We start from the raw sequence: 19,849 nt of genomic DNA on the forward strand, positions 1-19,849 counted from the left end.
AATATGACCGCAACCTCTGATTGCTACTTCCTCAGTTGTTTCTGACCATAGGCGACATAAGCCGAATCTGAAACTGCACCGATGAGCGCAACTGTGCCATTTGCCGGGACATAGTACTTCAGCCCTGAATTGTCGATCGCGTCAACACGCCCTTTCACATAAAACACTAAAGCGGAATAGGATGCTAACAAAGGCTTTACTTGTTTGATATAGTCTCCAACGATCGCTTCTTTTTCCTGTTGTGTTGCTTGAGGAGAAAATACCTGAGAGTTAATCAAATCCAAAACGACGACATCGGCAAATTGCGAGTTTGGTAACGTTCTCAAAGTGTCTTTATTCCAGAACCGAACCTGATCGAAGCCTCGTTCTTGAAGCAGTTTCTCCTCGATCGATTCAGTCCCATTCGACGGTAAATAGTAATCCACGATCGCAGAACCGATAATACGTTCCCGATCAAGAACTCGTCGAACATTATTCACCTCTCGAACGACCACATCTCTCACTTGATCCGCTAACTGATACTCAAATTGCTGCTGAATTCTCTGAGTTGTAATTCGGGTTTCTTCTCGAAAATTCTCTCTGGCTTCTCGAATATTCTTTCTCGCTTCCAGTACATTCTGCCCCACCAGAAATCCAACGATCGCGATCGCAATGCCGCCCAAAACGCTCAGAAACGTCAGCGCAAATTTCATCGATTCGAGAAACTTGCTGAAACTATCGCTCAATTGAGCATTTGAAGCTCTGAGAAATTCAATTTGGCTTCTGAGCAATTCGAGATCGTTCGATCGAGGGGTAGGTGAAGGAGTTGGTGTTTGAGCGATCGTCCAATCGCTAAACTGAGCAGGATCAAAAGAGAATAACCAATCCATAGAAGCAGCGCAAATCGTTGACCACATCATACAGATCAGTGAGCCTATTGAATCGCAATACTGGCAGGCAACGCTCGAAATTCTTCTTCAGGCAGGCAACAGATACAGGTAAAAGTCCGTCAATGACAAGCAGCAGGTCAAAACGCTAGAGCGCGGATATCTTTTCTGTGCCGAAGGCAACGTCCTTGCACTGGAGAAGGCAATCTAGCTTCTCATCGAACGCCTTGAACGACTGGAAGCGAAACGTCAAGGCTTGAGAGTTACTGGAATCCTCGACATTCTCCTCACAGCCAAGAACCAAGCCCTGATTTCAGAAGTTCGTTCAATTATGGATTTAATTCAACGATCGAACTTTCGTGTTGGACTGCAACTCTCGATAAAGTGTTGCGACTGGAAGGAGAATAACGTGAAAATATGCCAACTGTTTCTGCCTCACCCATCCCATAGTCCTTTGAATCGTCCTGGCGCAAGTTCTGTTGCGATCGCGGATTTGTCTCCAGCCTTTAAAGGTTTGCTCCCTTGATCCGCAGCTTTGAGAAAGGCTTTGAGATCAGTCCGACGATCTGTAATCAGCTTCGATCGAGTGACTAACACATCCGCAATGGGATTTGTGCCTTTGGTACTAAATATTGGTAACTTGACAAAGCGAACCTATACAAACCAGATGAAGAAAGCTGGCAGCATCATTCAAGCAAGTTTAATCTAACTTCAAAGGCTAGGTAGTGTATTCAGCATTGATTTTCACATAGTCATAGCTCAGATCACAGCCCCAAGCCTTTCCACTCCCTGTCCCATTTCCAATACTCACTGAGATGATCACTGGACGATCGAGCAATTGTCGATCGCCGTCTAAACTTTTTGCGGCTTGCTGCTTCAAATACTCACTTGCACTTGCTCGATCGAACAGTTGCGGCTGTCCATTCTGCATCAAAACAAACTCACCGAGCTTAATCTGCAAATCTTCCTGATCAAAGGTGACATCTGCTCGTCCTGCTGCTCCTGCAATTCTGCCCCAGTTCGGATCACGTCCAAAAATTGCAGACTTCACCAACGATGAACCCGCGATCGTGCGAGCGACTTTCCGCGCTGATTCATCATCTATTGCACCCGTCACCTGAACTTCGATCAAGCAAGTCGCGCCTTCTCCATCTCGTGCGATCGCTTTCGCCAAATAGATACAAACTTCTGTCAGCATTGCTTCGAGCTTGTCCGCCTCGGCTCCCGGTTCCGTAATTGCAGGCGTTCTTGATTGTCCATTTGCTAATGCAATCAAACTATCATTCGTGCTGGTATCACCATCGACTGTGATTTGATTAAAACTGCGATCGGCAGCACGACTTAACATTTCTTGCCACAAGTGAGAGGACACAGCCGCATCACAAGTAACGAAAGCTAACATTGTTGCCATGTTCGGATGAATCATTCCGGAGCCTTTTGCAATTCCACCGATCCGAACAGGTCGATCGCCGATCGTGGTTTCTAATGCGATCGATTTCGTCACTAAATCTGTGGTCGTGATCGCTTTAGAAGCTGCATCATTTCCAGTTTCGCTTAGACTCGCGACGAGATTCGGAATTGCCGATCGTAAAGCATCCATTTTGATTCGCTGACCGATCACACCCGTTGAAGCCAGCAAAATCGTATCAGAAGCAAGATTTAAGGCTTGCGAAATCAATTGAGCAGATTCGAGCGCATCGATCATGCCTTGTGCGCCTGTGGCAGCGTTGGCTTGTCCAGCGTTACAGAGAATTGCGCGGCAGTTAGATTTGGTTTGGAGACTTTCGCGGCAGTAATCGACGCAAGCAGCGCGAACTTGAGAAGTCGTGAACACTCCAGCCGCGATCGCGTCCACTTCAGAAACGATTAAAGCCAAATCTGGTAAACCAGAGGGTTTGAGTCCAGCGGTGATGCCTGCGGCTCTATAGCCTTTGGGGGCTGTGATCCCGCCCTCGATTTGCTGCCAGTCTGCCATAATATCCCCTTCCTAAGTTCCTGAAACAGCGATTATATCGGGAGTTGCGGCAGGGGGCTAGGGGTTTAAACAAGAAAAAAGGAGGGTCGCGGTTGGCGGTTCCCCCCTGTCATCAGGGTGCATCTACTTATCACAGTATGCCATCTAGAGGGTGAGGGGTGTAACCCCCTCCGAGAAACTTCGTAAAATTTACATCTATTTTTGGATACAGCTTCACAAAACTCAGTGTTTTTGCGGTGAAACCGGATCATTTCGCCGTGTTGACCGATCTGAGAATACAAGAGAAGGGGACACGATCGCGGTCTGATTTTCTGATGGATTTCTCGATCGTCTGAAAGTAGATTAGCCAATACCCATCGGCAATAATCGAACGAAGCGTCCCAAAAGCACTGTCCGCAGAAAGAAACGCTACGACTCAGAAGAGTTTTGCGAAACTAACTGAATTAATGTCCGAAGCGCATGATTTACAGATTCAGAATTCGGAAAAATCTCCCGCACATCAGGATCGAGAATTACCGCTTCTGATTCTGGCTGAAACTGTCTCACTTCGGTTGTTCCATCACTGTGATGAATCGTCACCGTATATCCTTGCTGCATCGATCGAGAGTGCTTGCCTCGAATTCCACCTGAAAAGTCGTACTCTTCTTTCATCCCATCACGCTCAAATAACTCATCTTTAGATAAAAAGGGGCAGGTCTACCTACCCCAATTCGATTTTCTAGCTTACCGTTGCTGCTAATTTGGCTTCTTCTTCTTTCGACAAGACGCGACCTTCATCTTCAAAGCCGGAAATACGATCGAAGTTCAGATAACGATATAAATCTGACGCAAACGGATCGATCTTCGCCTGGACAACGTTCATGTATTCCTCGACAGTCGGAATCTTGCCGAGAAGCGCACAAACCGCCGCGAGTTCCGCAGAACCAAGATAGACTTGAGCGCCTTTGCCCATCCGGTTGTTGAAATTGCGGGTCGAGGTTGAAAAGACAGTCACGCCATCGTCAACTCGTGCTTGGTTGCCCATACAGAGAGAGCATCCAGGCATCTCAGTTCTTGCGCCAGTTGCTTGGAAGATGTCGTAAATGCCTTCGGCTCTGAGGTGCTGTTCATCCATTCGAGTGGGAGGAGCGATCCAGAGTTTTGCTTTGGCGACTCCAGCACCTTCGAGAATTTTGGCAGCAGCGCGGTAGTGTCCAATGTTGGTCATGCAGGAACCGATAAAGACTTCGTGAATCGGATCGCCTGCACATTCGGTCATGAGTTTGATGTTATCGGGATCGTTTGGAGCGGCAACGATCGGTTCTTTGATCTGATCCAAATCGACTTCGATAATGTCTGCATATTCAGCATCGGAATCGGCTTGTAATAGATGCGGATCGGCTAACCATTCTTCCATTTTGCGAACGCGGCGGAGAATGGTACGGGCATCTCCGTATCCACGAGCGACCATGTTTTTGAGTAGGGCAACATTGGAGCGGAGATATTCGGAAACGGTTTCAACTGAAAGCGCGATCGTACATCCCGCTGCCGATCGTTCTGCCGTTGCATCTGTTAGCTCGAACGCTTGCTCTAATTGCAAATCTGGCAATCCTTCCATTTCGATAATTTTGCCAGAGTAAACATTTTTCTTGTTCTCTTTCGCAACAGTGAGCTTTCCTTGCTGCATGGCAACATAAGGAATGGCATTCACCACATCGCGCAGAGTGACACCCGGTTGTAATTTACCTTTGAATCGGACGAGAACAGATTCAGGCATATCAAGCGGCATTGCACCGAGCGCAGCAGCGAACGCGACTAAGCCAGAACCAGCCGGGAACGAGATACCGAGTGGGAATCGAGTATGTGAATCGCCACCTGTTCCAACCGTATCGGGGAGCAGCATTCGATTCAGCCAGGAGTGAATAATTCCATCACCCGGACGCAGGGAAACGCCGCCGCGAGAATTGATGAAATCTGGGAGTTCGTGATGAGTTTTGATGTCTACGGGTTTCGGATAGGCTGCCGTGTGACAGAAACTTTGCATCACGAGATCGGCACTGAAACCGAGACAGGCAAGTTCTTTCAGTTCGTCGCGAGTCATGGGTCCCGTTGTATCTTGCGATCCCACAGTCGTCATGATCGGTTCGCAAGACGTTCCAGGACGAACACCGGGAAGACCACAGGCTTTACCCACCATTTTTTGAGCGAGGGTGAAGCCTTTTCCGGTATCGGTTGGCATCTGAGGACGAACGAAGAGATCCGAAATCGGTAAGCCTAATGTCGATCGAATCTTATCGGTCAAGGTTCTTCCAATCAGCAGCGGAATCCGTCCCCCTGCCCGAACTTCATCCAAAATCGTATCGGGCTTGAGCGTGAAGGTCGAAATCACTTCACCCGCTTCATTCGTGATCTCGCCTTTGTAGGGATAGATCGTGATCACATCGCCTGTATTCAAATTCGTCACGTCACATTCGATCGGTAAAGCACCCGAATCTTCTGCTGTGTTGAAGAAGATTGGCGCAATCTTGCCACCGAGAACGTAACCTGCCGATCGCTTATTTGGTACAAACGGAATATCTTCGCCAATGTGCCACAGCACTGAATTAATCGCCGATTTGCGCGATGATCCCGTTCCAACCACATCGCCCACGTAAGCCAGCGGATGACCTTTTTGTTTCAATTGTGCGATCGTTTCAAGTGATCCCGGTTGGCGCGTTTCTAACATTGCCAGCGCATGAAGTGGAATGTCCGGGCGCGTGGTGGCATGAGTCGCAGGAGACAAATCATCCGTATTCGTCTCACCTGGGACTTTAAACACCGTTACCGTAATCGCTTCAGCCAGTGGGGGGCGGTTCGTGAACCAATCTGCGTTTGCCCAAGAATTCAACACATTCTGAGCATACGAGTTTCCACTGTCAGCCAGTTCTTGAACATCGTGGAACGCATCATACACAAGCAGCGTTTTACTTAGAGCCGCCGTTGCCGTTTCTGCAATTTCAGGATTTGATGACTTGAGCAATTCGATCAAAGAATGCACATTGTAGCCGCCCATCATTGTGCCGAGCAGTTCGACCGCTTCTCTGGGGGAAACCAGCGGACTCGTCATTTCTTCTTTGGCGATCGCGCTCAAAAATCCGGCTTTGACGTAAGCGGCTTGATCGACTCCCGGCGGAATGCGATCGCGCAACAGAGACAGTAAAAACGCTTCTTCACCCGCAGGCGGAGACTTGAGCAATTCACACAATTCTGAAGTTTGCTGCGGACTCAGGGGAAGCGGTGGAATTCCTAATGCAGCCCGTTCAGCGGCGTGTTGGCGGTAAGATTCAAGCATATTTCGGAGGGTTATTCAGTGTAGATCAGCAGCTTTATCACTCTATCGCGAACTATCAGTCTAAATCTTCTAGAAAAGAAGTGATCTAGAGAACTTGACAACCCTCTCGCGGTAAAATGTTTTCACTTCAAATCTTTTTCAAACCGCGATCGTTTTCCTGTATCAACTCTTACGAAACTTGTTTTGCAGATCCGCTAAGGTCACAGAACTGTGACTGTGGTTACACCTCTATGCGCCTAGAGCAATTGCAGGCATTTTTGGCGATCGCAGAAACCGGAAGTTTTCAACAAGCTGCCCGTAAGTGCGATGTGACTCAATCTACGATCAGCCGTCAGCTTCAATCGCTGGAGGCAGATTTGGGGATGCAGCTTTTACACCGAACGGCACAGGCAAAATTAACCGTGGCAGGTGAGCAATTTTTACCCCGCGCTCGAAGAATTTGTCAAGAGTGGAAAACTGCGATCGCAGAACTTGAAGAACTCCGACTCGGTAAACAGCCGGAATTGTGTGTTGCTGCGATTCATTCAGTCTGTGCATTTCACTTGCCGCCTGTGTTGCAGCGATTTTGCCAAGACTATCCCGAAGTTCAGTTACGGGTGACTTCTTTGGGAAGCGATCGCGCTCTTAAAGTGCTGAAAGATGGACTGGTCGATTTAGCGATCGTGATGAATAATCGTTTTCTGACTTCTAGCCCAGAAATGGTCGTAGATGTGCTTTACGAGGAGCCTGTTCGGGTGTTGATGTCAGCAGATCATCCACTGACTCAGTTTGATTCTGTGCCCTGGTCGGAATTGGTTCACTATCCGCAAGTTGTGTTCAAAGATGGTTATGGAATGCAGCGCTTGGTGCAAGAACAATTCCAGCGGCAAGGTGCAATTCTTAAAGCAGCATTAGAACTCAATACTTTAGATGCGTTTCGAGGTGTGGTCAGACAGGGAGAATTGATCGCGTTACTACCCCAAGGAGCGATTCACGATATTCATTTAGATCCGACTTTAGTGGTTCGATCGACAAACGATCCAACGTTGATCCGCCAAGTCGTTCTCGTGACTACTCAAGATCGATTACAAATTCCACCCATTCAACGATTTCGGGCATTAGTTCAGGAGATTATGCACCCCTCATTTCTTACTCGAATTCCGAAAGCGATCGTCTAAATCGGTTTGGTATGATGGAACACTTTAGACTGTGCAGCTATTCATTTTAGGTAGGAGCTATGAGCGACGAGTTTCGGAATTTGCTAAAAAAAGTTGGAAGTGGTCCTCATACGAGCGAGGATTTGACTCGTGTGGAAGCAGAAACCGCAACTCGATTAATGCTGCTGCAAGAAGCGACTCCTGCCCAAATTGGAGCGTTTATGATTGCTCATCGAATTAAGCGTCCGACAGGCGAAGAACTTGCAGGAATGTTGGATGCGTATGATGCTTTGAGCGAGAAACTGCCTGCAATTGCATCTAACATTCCCGTTACTGTGATGTGCAATCCTTACGATGGTCGATCGCGCACTGCTCCATTAAGTCCACTAATTGCACTGGTTCTTTCTGCTGCGGGTGTTCCAGTCGTGCTGCATGGAGGCGATCGAATGCCCACGAAAGAAGGAATTCCACTGATCGAACTATGGGATAGCTTGGGCGTGAACTGGAAGCCGTTATCAATTTCCCAGGTTCATCAAGTTCTAGAAAGTACAGGTTTAGGCTTTGTTTATCTACCAAATCATTTTCCCTTAGCTCAAGGGTTAGTTCCATTTCGCGATCAGATTGGGAAGCGTCCCCCTTTCTCGACTTTGGAACTGATGTGGAATCCTTACGCGGGCGAGTCGCATTTAGTGTGTGGCTATGTTCATCCGCCTACTGAGGGAATGTTCCGAGATGCGTTTGCGCTGAGAGGAACAACGAATTTTACTAGCATGAAAGGCTTAGAAGGAAGTTGTGATTTACCTCGCGATCGCACTGTGATTATTGGCATCAATCAAGGCGAAAAGTTCGATCGCTTAACTCTAGTTCCGCGTGACTATGGTTTTGCAGCGAAAGAGCTTCCTTTAGTGTCGATCGAGCAGTTTCCGATCGACATGAAAGCGGCATTGCAAGGTGAACCTTCAGAGCTATTTCAAGCGATCGTTTGGAATAGTGGCTTTTATTTGTGGAGAGCGGGAGCTTGTACGACGATTGAGGCGGGATTTTCTCAAGCAAAAGCAATCTTGGAGTTGGGACAGGCGGAGCGGAAATTGCAGCAATTGGTTGGTGCGATCGAAAATGTTCGATCGGTGGTCAAGGTTGGTTAATAAGGTGTTGGGTATTAACTCTGACCTCTGTAATTTTGGGAGTGTTTGTTCATCCGCAAACTCTGTGAATTTGGAAGGGGTTCGTTCGCCCACGAATCCGCCCGGAGTTGAACCTCCGGGCTAATGGAGGGAACCCCACTGAAGTGGGCTAAAACTGCTGTCTGAGGGGGCTTCAGCCTCCTTTCCTCCATTAGCCCGGAGCGTTTACCTCCGGGCGAACCGTATCGCAGCGACAAACCCCCATCGACACAAAATCTCGAATACCCTCTCACATATAACTACCGATAATTCGTAAACTGCAAAGCCATCGGAAAATCTTCCTGTTTCATCCGCTGCATGACGGCTTGCAAATCATCTTTCGACTTTGCCGTAACCCGAACGGCATCCCCCTGAATCGAGCCTTGAACTTTCTTATACTCATCGCGAATAATCTTTGTAATCTGCTTCGCGATATCCTGACTAATTCCCTTTTTCAGCTTAATTTCTTGCCGAACCCGACTGCCGCTGGCAGACTCAACCTTGCCATAATCAAAAATCTTCAGCGACAAATTCCGCTTCGCTGCCCGCTGCTGCATCAACGTGTGAACCGCATCCAGCGTAAACTCGCTGTCGGTATTAATCACGATCGAGTCCGCACCAAGTTCGATCTCTGTCTTCGTATCCTTGAGATCGTAGCGGCTTTGGACATCGCGCTTTGTAGTGTCGATCGCGTTGACGAGTTCTTGGCGATCGAAGTCGCTGACAATATCAAACGAAAATGTAGAAGCCATAAACCAACTATCTAAGGGTGCTGATCAAGCTTAGTCCGATTAATGTAAAGCTGCAAAGTGACCCAACTCCAAACATTAGCGATCGTAAAATCGGAATGTTCAAAATGTAAAATACCGGAAATAAGAATCGTGCCACAACCCACAGAATTGCCGCCCATCCTGCAATTTCCGAAGTTTGATTCGTTACATACGCCATCAGTGCTGCCGCTGCAAAGATTGGAAACGCTTCTAGTGCGTTCTGATGCGCCCAGGTTGCTCGCTTTCCATAGTCTGGCAATTGATCAAAGAATGCACGAGGAGCAGATTGCATTTCTTTGGTGTAGCCCATTTGCACCCGCGCATAGCCCACGACGAGAAACGGCAGATAGATCCAAACGACAGCAACCGCGATCGAGATCAGTAACAAACCCGGAACAGGTAATCCAAACAACATACATTAATCAAAGTAGAACAATGTCACAACTTTACGCTGATCTTCTGCATCTCGGCAGGTTTGCAGCAATGTATGACTATCATGGAACGCAAAGGAAATAAGCTGCTGACAGCGAGAGATGATTTCCTGGTTACAAAGCGCACTTGCTTCACCGAGAGAAAGGGAATTGTTTTCCGGGCATTCCACTAGGTGCATCACCGTTTCAAGCTGGTCACGAGATTCGCGAGGCTGTCGATCGAGTCCCTGTGGCAAAATCACCGTCAACATCGACGGATCAGCGCGTAATGCGCCTCGAATGACAGCAAAATTGGTTCCGGTTGAACCAGAAGTGATAACACGATTTCCTTCCAGCACTAGAGCATAAGTCATCATTTCAATCAGCGTTTGGTGTGTGATTGGAACGTGACGCGAACCGAGAATGGCGATCCGCTTAGACCCTGTTTGCTGAATCGTGGCGAGTTCTTGTAAAAAATCGTCTACCTTGGGTAGATCGTCGATCGACTGGCTCAAAGGATGTACATCGGTTGACAACGCCGCTCATTGTATCAGATACCCTTGACATCCGCGTGATTTGCAAACAGTTCGAGACTTGATCACCCGAAGCCGCGTCATTTTTCTCGGATTGATCTCCACGCTGAAACACGAGAGAAGAGTATTTTTGTGCACTTGCCCTCGGACTTGATAGATTTTTCCACAAGCCGTTAACGATGAAACTTCTGGTCATCAACCATCCAGCTAGAAAGTTACTCGATCGCGTAATCGCTCGATTAGTTTTTTCCCTACTCCCGGAACACGATCGAGATCTTCCAGCGAATTAATCGGTCGCGCCTGAATAATTTGTTTTGCCAATCCTGATCCAACTCCCGGCAATGCTTCTAATTCGGCTTGAGTCGCAGTATTCAAATCCAATTTATCGTTTGCTTGTACAGTCGGTGGAGGACATTGTTTTTGTTGGGCTTCTACTTTCCGTTGGATTGCTGGAGGAACACCTAGAATTGAATTTGCATAAAGTCGATCGAACTCTCGCTGAAAATGTGCTGCAACCTTTGGATTGCGAATAATCAGCAGCGTCTCATCATTGTTCCGATTCCCAGCATTTGTCCAGTTATGTGAGCCTGTGATTACTGTTTGTCGATCGACGATTCCAAATTTATGATGCAACAAATCTCCGGGCGGAAGTTGCGGTACACCAACGGTTTTAAGCGGATTCTTCCACGGGCGATTGTTCAGTTCCCACTTACAGTTATCACTCAGTGCGACTCCCAACATATCTAGAGCTTCACTGTACGATCGATAAGCAAAAGTAGGCTCAATCAAAGCGCGAATGTTACTACGAGACTCAATGGAGTTTACTAAATCTTGATCTGAAAACACAAACAAAGCTAAATCGATCGATTGCGTCGATTGTTGTAGCGTATTTGCAATCAATCCATTTGAGGTTTGCTTCCAAGGAACACTCGCAGAATTTGGAGAGAAGTGCAGATCAATCAATGTCTCGCCAATCTTGAATTGTTGAACTGGGCGAACAGGTTTTTTAACTCCAAATTTACGATCGCGCCACATCAATTCAAATTCTTCAGTAAACGCCCGCGATAGTTCAGGACTGTTAATTCTCAAAAGATTGTTCGCATTGCCGCGACTGGTCGATCGAGCAAAGTCGCCGTGAACGTCTGACAAGGTGAGATTCGCCGAAGTTACGATCGTTGTTTTGCCATCCACAACCATGAATTTGTGGTGCATCAATCCACTTCCACGGCTACCATCCGCACGATCGTCAATTCGAGGAACTTTCGCCTGATCCAAAATCACTAACGCATCACGATCGAGAATTTCCTCCTCACTCAGTTCGCCATCCTTGTTGAGATCAATCAGCGATCGAGCTTCCTGATATCTTGCCTTCTCCCGCTCTGGTAGCTTCTCAATTTCTGCTCTCGTATATGCACTATAAGGACGAGCATACTGATGTTCTAGAATCACTCGAACTGTTACCCCAGCAGCGGCTCGATCGCGTAACGCCTTCGCGACATTCGGCAATCGAAATTCTTGCACAGCAACATCAATACTCGAAGTCGCAGACGAAATCGCCTCAATCAAAACCTGCTCCAAATCATTGCCCGATCGTGCAATCTTCCGATACGGCTCAGTGTATTCAGCCGACACGTCCTGATTCATGAAAACCTGAACATTCGGATCTTGCGGCAGCGAAATCGGACGACCATTTGACGAAGATGCGGCTTTGCATCCCATCAACAGTGACACACAGAGACTAAACTGGAGAAAGCGATTGAGTCTACCCACAAGCTAGATTGCCCCACAGCACGAAGCTGTTAATTTCAAAACAGCACCCGTATCGTACCCATTTTTCTCTGGTCAACACCGCTCATGCAAATCTATCTCGATTACAGTGCGACCACACCGACGCGACCCGAAGCGATCGCGCTGATGCAGCAAGTTTTAACCGAGCAATGGGGCAATCCATCAAGTCTGCACGTCTGGGGAAATCGCGCTGCCACGATTCTAGAGCGATCGAGAGTGCAAGTTGCCCGATTGATCAATGCGTCTGAAGAATCGATCGTGTTTACTTCGGGTGGCACAGAGTCGAACAATCTAGCGATCATGGGTATCGCGCATCAATACAGCACGCCACAGCACTTGATCATTTCGAGCGTAGAACATTCGGCGATCTCTGAACCCGCTCGACTTTTAGAACAATGGGGCTGGGAAGTGACGCGCTTACCTGTGAATGTGTTTGGACAAGTGAATCCGGCTGATTTGCAGGCGGCACTACGATCGAACACCGTTCTCGTTTCAATCATTTACGGGCAAAGCGAAGTCGGAACCGTTCAACCGATCTCACAACTCGGTCAAATCGTTCGCAATCATGGCGCAATCTTCCACACGGATGCGGTTCAAGTTGCGGGAAGATTACCGATCGATGTGCAACAGTTACCGATCGATTTACTTTCACTATCGAGTCACAAACTCTATGGCTGTCAGGGATCAGGAGCGCTCTATGTTCGTCCCGGCGTAGAATTAGTGCCGTTGCTTGGAGGTGGAGGACAAGAAGGGAAACTACGATCGGGCACTCAAGCGTTACCGACGATCGCGAGTTTTGGCATTGCTGCCGAATTAAGCGCCCAAGAATTACCAACCGAAACACCGAGATTAATTCGATTACGCGATCGACTCTTTGATCAGCTTTCGGATGTTCCTGAACTGGTTGTAACGGGCGATCGGATTCATCGCTTGCCGCATCATGTGAGCTTTTGTCTACCCGATGCCGATGGCGAAAGCTTGAACGGAAAAGCACTTGTACGCCAGATGAATCTTGCCGGAATCGGGATTAGTGCGGGGGCTGCCTGTAGTAGCGGTACATTAAAACCAAGTTCGATCTTGTTAGCGATGGGATATAGCGATCGAGCCGCAAAATCAGGAATTCGCTTAACCTTGGGACGATACACGACCGAAGAAGACATTGATTGGACAGCGATCGTGCTAAAGCAAATCTTGGCGCGATTGCAACCCCAAAAACAGCCTTGTGAATGTGTTTAAGGTAGTTCTTAGATGAAAGACTTACCTTCTGCGTGTAATGTGTACGGCTTTCTCTTCCTCAACACTTCTCTAGAAAGAGTTGCAGAGGTACTGCGGATTCATCTAGGGCTAACAAACTCGCAAGTCTATGTTTACAGAAGCCAGTTCAATAGTAGCGAGACACTTCATATCAAAACAGAAACGTTTGAGTTTGAAGCCCGAAAAGCACAACAAGGAGAACCTTGGCTATTTAATGGATCAGTCGCAGGCGATCGAGAGGAGATTTTGATCGTGCTTGAATCGTTATCCAAGCCATTACGCTGGGCTGGATATGAAACCAAGTTTGAAGTTTACGACGAACAGTTCAATTTCATTGCAGAGTACTCATAATCGCGATTTCAGTTTTGCTGCCGTTCTAAGAATCTGACCTGCTAACATTGCTCCGCCAAATCCATTGTCGATATTGACAACTCCGATCCCAGTAGCGCAAGAATTCAACATCGTTAATAGCGCAGACAAGCCGTTAAAACTAGCACCGTATCCGATACTTGTCGGAACAGCAACGATCGCACAATCCGATAATCCCGCTACAACGCTCGGCAAGGCTCCCTCCATTCCCGCCACAACAATCAAAACATCAGCTTCCGAAAGTACATGAACATTGCTAAGTAAGCGATGAATACCAGCAACACCTACATCCCAAAGTCGCTGCACTCGAAACCCGCACAATTCAGCCGTAATCGCCGCTTCTTCTGCTACAGGTAAATCAGCCGTTCCAGCCGAAAGAATGCCGATCGTACCCTGATGAGTTGGTGACTGAACTGGATTTAAGGAACAGATTCGAGCCATTGGATAGTAAATTGCATCAGGAACCATCTCTTTGACCCAAGCGTAAACCTCTGCTTCCATGCGAGTCGCCATTACAGTCGAAGCTTTACCACGCAAGGCTTCCATGATTTGGGCAATCTGTTCGGGAGTTTTGCCAGGACTCCAAATCACTTCAGGGAAACCCGTTCTCAGCGATCGATGATGGTCAATATTGGCAAATCCGCCGACAGGTTCATACGCCAGATACTTCAATTTATCGAGCGCATCGGCAGAACTAATTTTGCCTTGAGAAACTTGATCGAGTAAGGCTTTAATCGCTTCGGGTTGACTCATTTTGGGGACACACAGCTTACTCTTTTATTCTAAGTTCTTGGATATTCCACAATCCCCAACTCGGTAAACCAGAGTATTTCAAGCCTTGAACTCGATTGCGAACTGCCATGATTGCAGAATCGTTGACTAGGTGAATGACTGGAAGTTGTTCTTGCACTAATTTTTGGAATTCGCCGTAGATGGCTTTGCGTTTTTCTCGATCGAGTTCCCGCGCTCCTTCGATAAATAATCGATCGATTTCTTTCTCCCAATCATTTGCCACATAGCCCTGAATCTTCGGCTGTCCAGGCTGTTGAGCGAGATTAAACGAATGTGATCCACCGCTTGTCATCCAGAGATTTGCAAGTCCTTGCGGTTCAATCCCTCCGGTAAAACCAATCATGTGAGCATCCCACTCTCTAGAGCCATTTGTTTTATCGACTAACACATTGAAATTGATTGGATTGTAATCGACTTCGATTCCGATTTTGGCAAGATCTTGTCGAACTTGAGCGCCGATCGCAACCCGCGTTAAGTTATTAGAATTCGTCAGCAATGTGAACTTAACGCGATTGCCTTCTGAATCGAATAATTGTCCTCGATCGTTATATTTGAATCCCGCTTTTTTTAGCAGTTCTCGCGATTTCTCTGGATTATAGTTATAGACTCTTAATCCTTCTTTCAATGAGAACGGACTTTGTACAGAAATCGGAGAATTTTGTACAACTCCTAAGCCTCGAAACAAATTCGTATTGATTCGATCTCTATCGATTCCATAAGCCACCGCTTGCCGAAATTCTACGGTGTTAAACCAGCGTGATTTAACCGGATCAACAAATGGTTTTCCATTCTCATCTTTTGCCTTACTCAAATTGAATGTAAGGTATAAAACTCCCGACCAAGGACCACCATTTAAGACTTGGAAATTTCCACGGTCTTCTTCTCGTTTAAGCAATGAAAAATACTCTGGTCGGAGCGGTCTTGTATCCCCCATCACATCCAAATCGCCCGATCGAAATCTCAACAATTGAGTATCTTGGTTTTCAATAAACTGCCAAACAATTCGATCGATATAAGGCAATTGTGTTCCAGCTTGATCCTTCCGCCAATAATTCGGATTTCGTTTCAATACTAATCGTTGTGCAGCGCTGTAACTATCAATCACATAAGCGCCGTTTGTGATGATTTTCTTCGGATCAGTATCGGTTCCCCAGGTTGAAATAAACGCTGGATTTCCGTCAGGTAATTTCTTCGTAACCGCATCAGAAAGGGCATGTTTCGGCAAGATCATAATGCCATCTGGGGCAGCGGTCGCGGCAAGCAACGGGGCAAAAGGTTCGGGGAGAATAAACTCAACTTGTCGATCGCTAATCTTCCGTACTTTCGGAAAAATCTTCTTCGTTCCAATCTGAATACTCTCTTTCTGATCCGTTGGAATTTGCGGATTAAAGACAATATCCTCATAAGTAAAAACAACATCATCCGCTGTTAAAGGTTTCCCATCTGACCATTTCAAATTTGGTCTAAGGGTAAAAACAACTCGCTTATTGTCAGGCGAAAACTTCCACGATTCTGCTAATGCAGGTTCGTATTCTCCAGTCACACCATTCTCTTTCGTCAGTCCCTCATAAATAAACGGAAATACGCTTGGAAACGTTTGATTGTTTGCGTAATTAAACGTTTTTGGATCAGTGGGACTGACTAATACTAATTGTGGAACTTGTGCGGCTTGAGTTTTATAGTCTCGTGGATTGCAACCTGATAGAAAAAGAGAAGCGATCGCTAAAATCAAAACGAAGCCTCGGTGCAGAACCTTCATATCAATCCTCAACTCTCAATTCGTGAAGGTTCCACAATGCGCCACCCGTCTCAGGATAATTCACTCCTTGCACCCGATTTCGCACAACAGCCATCACTCGCGCATTTACCAACGGAATCCAAGGCAAATATTCCTGAGCAATTTTCTGGATTTCTCCATAAATTTGTTTCCGTTTGGTTTCGTCTAATTCTTGTGCGCCTTCAACATAAAGCCGTCCAATTTCTGCTTCCCAATCTGCTACGACTCGACCTTCAAGCGGTGGTTTTCCAGGACCCGCAGACTGATTAAAACTATGCGATCGACTATCCGGCAACCACACGTTCGCGCCACTATTCGGCTCTTTACTGCCACCCATTGCTAACAGATAAGACTCCCATTCTTGAGTGTTATCCAGCTTATCAATCAACACCCCGAAGTTGATTGGATTGATATCAACTTGAATTCCCAATTGGCTCAAATCTTGCTTAATCTGAGCGACCATTGCTTCTCGCACAACGTTTCCAGCATTGGTCATTAAAGTAAACCGAACTGCGTTTCCTTCAGCATCGGTAAGCTGTCCACGATCGTTCAATCTAAACCCTGCTTCTTTCAGCAATTCTTTCGATCGAGTTTGGTCAAAGTTGTAGACTTTCAATCCTTGTTCTGGACTGAGATGGTACGGGCTAGACTCAATAATCGTTGAATTAATCAGTCCCCCTAAACCTCGAAAGATATTCGTATTCATCCGTTCGCGATCGATGCCATACGCGATCGCTTGTCGGAATTTCGGATTATTAAACCACTTCGATTTCACCGGATCAACGACTGGCTTTCCGTTTCTGCGTCCTTGATTCAGATTGAACGCCATAAACGTGGTCACAGGTCGAATACCACCGACAAAAGTTGTGAAATCCCCTTGCTTCTCTTGCTTTTTCAGAATCGGAAAATCTTCTGGACGAATCGGCTCAGAAATATCTAAACCGCCCGATCGAAACTGCAACAGAATCGTATTCTGATTCTCGACAACGCTCCAAATAATTCGCTCGATGAAAGGCTGCTGATTGCCTTGAGCATCTTTGCGCCAGTAGTTCGGATTTCGTTTGAAGATGACTCGCTGAGTCGCGACATATTGATCGATCGTATAAGGACCATTCCCAACCACTTTTTTGGGATCAGTATCAGTTCCCCAAGTCGAAAGAAACAGAGGGTTGCCTTTGGAATCAGTATTTTTTACTGTTTCTTCTAAGATATGTTTCGGCAAAATTCCCAATCCACCTGTCACTCGAACGAATGGCGCAAACGGTTCAGGAGTCGTAAATTCCACTCGTCGATCGTCAATTTTCCGCACACCCGGCAGCGCTCGACTTTTTCCAATCCGCAACACATCCTGAATATCGGTCGGAATCTTCGGATTGAGAAAAACATCCTGAAACGTAAAGACAACATCATCAGAGGTCAACGGCTGACCATCCGACCATTTCAAGCCTTCCCGCAGGGTAAAAGTCACTCTCTTCTTATCAGGCGAAATTTCCCATTTCTCCGCCAGTTCAGGTTCGAGTTGTCCCGTCAGTGCATTCTCATTAATCAATCCAACATAAACAAATCCAGTCACGTTTGGATCTTCGTTAATCAGTGCATAGTTAAATGACTTTGGATCGCTGAGAACCGTATCAATGATTTGCGGAACTCTTGCAGCCTGAGTTTTGTAGCCTTGTGGATTGCAAGCGGTTACGGTGAGCGCCAAGCAAAACGTCACCATCGCGAATGCCCAGAATCGCCAAAAACCTGTCGGAGCAGAAAATTTCATACGTCGATCGCGCCACTTTCAGAAGAGTGATTCTATCCGTTTTACACCTTTTGCGCGATTTCTGGGAGATTTCTGGGAGATTCGTTGCTTGCCAAAGTTTGAACTCCAAAACCTTTTTAAGAGGGTGTTTGAGAAGTCATCGTTCATCGCATTCACCCGCCCGGAAATGAATCTCCGGGCTAATCGTGGGAAGCCCACTAAATTGGGCTAAGAACTCCGAATTACGCTCCCAGCCCGCTTCAGCGGGGTTTCTTCCATTAGCCCGGAGATTTATGTCCGGGCGGACTGGCAACGCAGCAAAGCCGCTTTTTATACTTCTCAAACACCCTCTAAGGTAGAAAGCGTATCGATGATGTCAGCGAAGAGTGACTCATCTCCCAAATCTTTTACGATCGCTTTCTCAGAATCTCTAGCAAGGTTGTGAAATATTTGGGAACAGGCGCGATCGCTTCGATCCATTGTTCTGTCACTGGATGAATTAATTTAAGTCTCCAAGCATGAAGCGCTTGCCCAGGAAGATTCACACCAATCGATCGACCAGAGCTATAAACCGGATCGCCAACAACCGGATGCCCGATAAAGGCGCTATGAACTCGAATTTGATGAGTTCTTCCCGTTTCTAGCTCGAATTGTAATAGCGAGTAGTTTCCTAATCGTTCTTTGACTTGCCAATGAGTGATCGCACGTCTGCCACCTTTTTCTTCAGGAACGATCGCTTGTTTTTGTCGATCGACGGGATGCCGCCCAATCGGTTGATCGATCGTGCCGCTCTCTTGTTTCGGTGCGCCGTATACGATCGCGTAATAATCTCGTCGTGCCGTCTTGGTGCGAAATTGTTCTTGTAAATGATGAAAGGCTTGCTCAGTTTTGGCGGCTACGATCGCGCCTGTTGTGTCTTTATCTAATCGATGCACGATTCCCGGACGTTGCACTCCATTGATTCCCGGTAGCGTTTCACAATGTGCCAATAAAGCATTCACTAAAGTTCCTGATTCGTGTCCGGCTGATGGATGTACAACCATTCCGGCAGATTTATTTACGATAATTAGTGAATCATCTTCGTAGAGAACCTCTAACGGAATCGCTTCAGGTTTAAGTTCAAGCGGTTGGACTTCGGGAAGTTCAATTTGGATGAAATCACCGTCTTCGACTTCGGCTTTTTTGGATTTGCAAAGTGCGCCATTCACTTGGACGTGACCAAGTTCGATTAATTTTTGAATGCGCGATCGAGACAACTCTGGAAGCTGATCCGCGAGATATCGATCGATTCGATCGCCGCTTTCTTCAACATAAAACTCAATCATGGGTTGGGAGGAACGATCCTTTCTAGCTCTGAAATTAGCATCGGTAAGCTATTGATTACAGTATCCCAAACCGTGTCCAGATCAATTTCGTCGTATTCGTGTACGAGACGATTTCGCATACCATTGATTGCAAACCAGGGAATTGTAGTTAAAGTTTGTCGAGTTGTTTCAGAAATTCGTCTTGCGGCTTCGCCAATGATTAAAAGCCTTCGGATGATTGCATCTTGGAATTGCAAATCGGTTGTGAGTTCAGCCCGCGATCGTCCTGCTATGTAGTTCATCACAATTTGGGCGGACTGTAGCATATCAAGCAGAGATTGTAGATCCCGTTCCATAGATTACCTGAGCAGACGAGAGAATCGCGTTTCGACGTAGATAGTTTCGGCTCGATTCGATCCCTTTGCGAGTAACAAGGTCAACGTCGCGTTGAAAAACCTGTTTCAATTCATCTTCCATGTATGTTAAATCGAATAGGGTCGGGCGAGCATCCGGATCAAAGACAACCATGACATCGATATCGCTATCGGGGCGAAAGTCGTCGCGTAGGACGGAACCAAAGAGAGCAAATTCGGTCACGTTCCATCGATCGCAGAATTCGATAATTTTCTCCATTGGTAGCTCGATCGCAATCATA

19 protein-coding genes are annotated in these 19,849 nt (G+C 46.8%); 4 read left to right on the top strand and 15 right to left on the bottom strand.

What is annotated here, in order from left to right; all coding sequences use genetic code 11:
- Nucleotides 1-23: 23 nt before the first annotated feature.
- The 5 genes from ACQ4M5_RS14930 to acnB all read right to left on the bottom strand — a co-directional run bounded on the left by ACQ4M5_RS14930 (nucleotide 24) and on the right by acnB (nucleotide 6,151).
- Nucleotides 24-869, bottom strand: coding sequence for a hypothetical protein (locus tag ACQ4M5_RS14930; protein ID WP_430676430.1), 846 nt, complete (start codon nucleotides 867-869; stop codon nucleotides 24-26).
- Between the two features lie 432 nt (nucleotides 870-1,301).
- Nucleotides 1,302-1,463 (bottom strand): hypothetical protein, encoded by a 162-nt coding sequence (locus ACQ4M5_RS14935; protein WP_430676431.1) that lies wholly within the window; start codon nucleotides 1,461-1,463, stop codon nucleotides 1,302-1,304.
- Nucleotides 1,464-1,584: 121 nt separating this feature from the next.
- The gene (argJ, locus tag ACQ4M5_RS14940; RefSeq protein WP_430676432.1) at nucleotides 1,585-2,841 is read right to left on the bottom strand and encodes a bifunctional ornithine acetyltransferase/N-acetylglutamate synthase; all 1,257 of its coding nucleotides are present in this window, start codon (nucleotides 2,839-2,841) and stop codon (nucleotides 1,585-1,587) included.
- Between the two features lie 408 nt (nucleotides 2,842-3,249).
- The gene (locus ACQ4M5_RS14945; protein WP_430676433.1) at nucleotides 3,250-3,492 is read right to left on the bottom strand and encodes a hypothetical protein; all 243 of its coding nucleotides are present in this window, start codon (nucleotides 3,490-3,492) and stop codon (nucleotides 3,250-3,252) included.
- Between the two features lie 67 nt (nucleotides 3,493-3,559).
- Nucleotides 3,560-6,151 (bottom strand): bifunctional aconitate hydratase 2/2-methylisocitrate dehydratase, encoded by a 2,592-nt coding sequence (gene acnB, locus ACQ4M5_RS14950; protein WP_430676434.1) that lies wholly within the window; start codon nucleotides 6,149-6,151, stop codon nucleotides 3,560-3,562.
- Nucleotides 6,152-6,381: 230 nt separating this feature from the next.
- Between acnB and ACQ4M5_RS14955 the strand changes: the two genes are divergently transcribed.
- Together ACQ4M5_RS14955 and ACQ4M5_RS14960 are read left to right on the top strand one after the other, a co-directional pair.
- Nucleotides 6,382-7,308, top strand: a complete 927-nt coding sequence (locus ACQ4M5_RS14955; protein ID WP_430676435.1) for a LysR family transcriptional regulator — start codon at nucleotides 6,382-6,384, stop codon at nucleotides 7,306-7,308.
- A gap of 59 nt (nucleotides 7,309-7,367) precedes the next feature.
- Nucleotides 7,368-8,432 carry an anthranilate phosphoribosyltransferase family protein gene (locus tag ACQ4M5_RS14960; RefSeq protein WP_430676436.1) on the top strand — a complete coding sequence of 355 codons (1,065 nt, stop codon included), beginning with the start codon at nucleotides 7,368-7,370 and terminating at the stop codon, nucleotides 8,430-8,432.
- 278 nt (nucleotides 8,433-8,710) lie between these two features.
- Here the strand turns inward: ACQ4M5_RS14960 and ACQ4M5_RS14965 are convergent, their stop codons facing one another.
- The 4 genes from ACQ4M5_RS14965 to ACQ4M5_RS14980 form a co-directional block, all read right to left on the bottom strand.
- A complete protein-coding gene (locus tag ACQ4M5_RS14965) occupies nucleotides 8,711-9,202 on the bottom strand; it encodes a YajQ family cyclic di-GMP-binding protein (protein WP_068391211.1) in 492 nt (163 codons plus the stop codon).
- 7 nt (nucleotides 9,203-9,209) lie between these two features.
- Nucleotides 9,210-9,635: an MAPEG family protein gene (locus ACQ4M5_RS14970; RefSeq protein WP_430676437.1), complete on the bottom strand. Its 426-nt coding sequence runs from the start codon at nucleotides 9,633-9,635 to the stop codon at nucleotides 9,210-9,212.
- A gap of 3 nt (nucleotides 9,636-9,638) precedes the next feature.
- Complete coding sequence (locus ACQ4M5_RS14975) at nucleotides 9,639-10,166, bottom strand: DNA recombination-mediator protein A (RefSeq protein WP_430676438.1); 528 nt, start codon at nucleotides 10,164-10,166, stop codon at nucleotides 9,639-9,641.
- A 204-nt stretch (nucleotides 10,167-10,370) separates the two neighbouring features.
- Nucleotides 10,371-11,933, bottom strand: coding sequence for a phospholipase D-like domain-containing protein (locus ACQ4M5_RS14980; protein ID WP_430676439.1), 1,563 nt, complete (start codon nucleotides 11,931-11,933; stop codon nucleotides 10,371-10,373).
- An 84-nt stretch (nucleotides 11,934-12,017) separates the two neighbouring features.
- On the opposite strand from ACQ4M5_RS14980, the gene ACQ4M5_RS14985 reads away from it, so the two are divergent.
- Nucleotides 12,018-13,187: a cysteine desulfurase family protein gene (locus ACQ4M5_RS14985; protein WP_430676440.1), complete on the top strand. Its 1,170-nt coding sequence runs from the start codon at nucleotides 12,018-12,020 to the stop codon at nucleotides 13,185-13,187.
- 12 nt (nucleotides 13,188-13,199) lie between these two features.
- A complete protein-coding gene (locus ACQ4M5_RS14990) occupies nucleotides 13,200-13,556 on the top strand; it encodes a hypothetical protein (protein ID WP_430676441.1) in 357 nt (118 codons plus the stop codon).
- Here the strand turns inward: ACQ4M5_RS14990 and larB are convergent.
- From larB to ACQ4M5_RS15020, 6 genes are all read right to left on the bottom strand, one after another.
- Nucleotides 13,551-14,327 (bottom strand): nickel pincer cofactor biosynthesis protein LarB, encoded by a 777-nt coding sequence (gene larB / locus ACQ4M5_RS14995; protein ID WP_430676442.1) that lies wholly within the window; start codon nucleotides 14,325-14,327, stop codon nucleotides 13,551-13,553. The genes ACQ4M5_RS14990 and larB overlap by 6 nt on opposite strands.
- A 16-nt stretch (nucleotides 14,328-14,343) precedes the next feature.
- Complete coding sequence (locus tag ACQ4M5_RS15000; protein ID WP_430676443.1) at nucleotides 14,344-16,125, bottom strand: ABC transporter substrate-binding protein; 1,782 nt, start codon at nucleotides 16,123-16,125, stop codon at nucleotides 14,344-14,346.
- A 1-nt stretch (nucleotide 16,126) separates the two neighbouring features.
- Nucleotides 16,127-17,911 (bottom strand): ABC transporter substrate-binding protein, encoded by a 1,785-nt coding sequence (locus ACQ4M5_RS15005; RefSeq protein WP_430676444.1) that lies wholly within the window; start codon nucleotides 17,909-17,911, stop codon nucleotides 16,127-16,129.
- A 386-nt stretch (nucleotides 17,912-18,297) separates the two neighbouring features.
- Complete coding sequence (locus ACQ4M5_RS15010; protein ID WP_430676445.1) at nucleotides 18,298-19,215, bottom strand: RluA family pseudouridine synthase; 918 nt, start codon at nucleotides 19,213-19,215, stop codon at nucleotides 18,298-18,300.
- Entirely contained in the window at nucleotides 19,212-19,550 is a 339-nt protein-coding gene (locus ACQ4M5_RS15015; protein ID WP_430676446.1) for a HepT-like ribonuclease domain-containing protein, read from the bottom strand. The genes ACQ4M5_RS15010 and ACQ4M5_RS15015 overlap by 4 nt, the downstream gene beginning before the upstream one ends.
- On the bottom strand, nucleotides 19,522-19,848 hold the full coding sequence (locus ACQ4M5_RS15020) for a nucleotidyltransferase family protein (protein WP_430676447.1): 327 nt from the start codon (nucleotides 19,846-19,848) through the stop codon (nucleotides 19,522-19,524). Before ACQ4M5_RS15020 ends, ACQ4M5_RS15015 begins: the two co-directional genes overlap by 29 nt.
- Nucleotide 19,849 lies beyond the last annotated feature (1 nt).

The sequence above is a fragment of the Leptolyngbya sp. AN10 genome (genome assembly GCF_050565645.1).
Classification (GTDB): domain Bacteria; phylum Cyanobacteriota; class Cyanobacteriia; order Leptolyngbyales; family Leptolyngbyaceae; genus Leptolyngbya.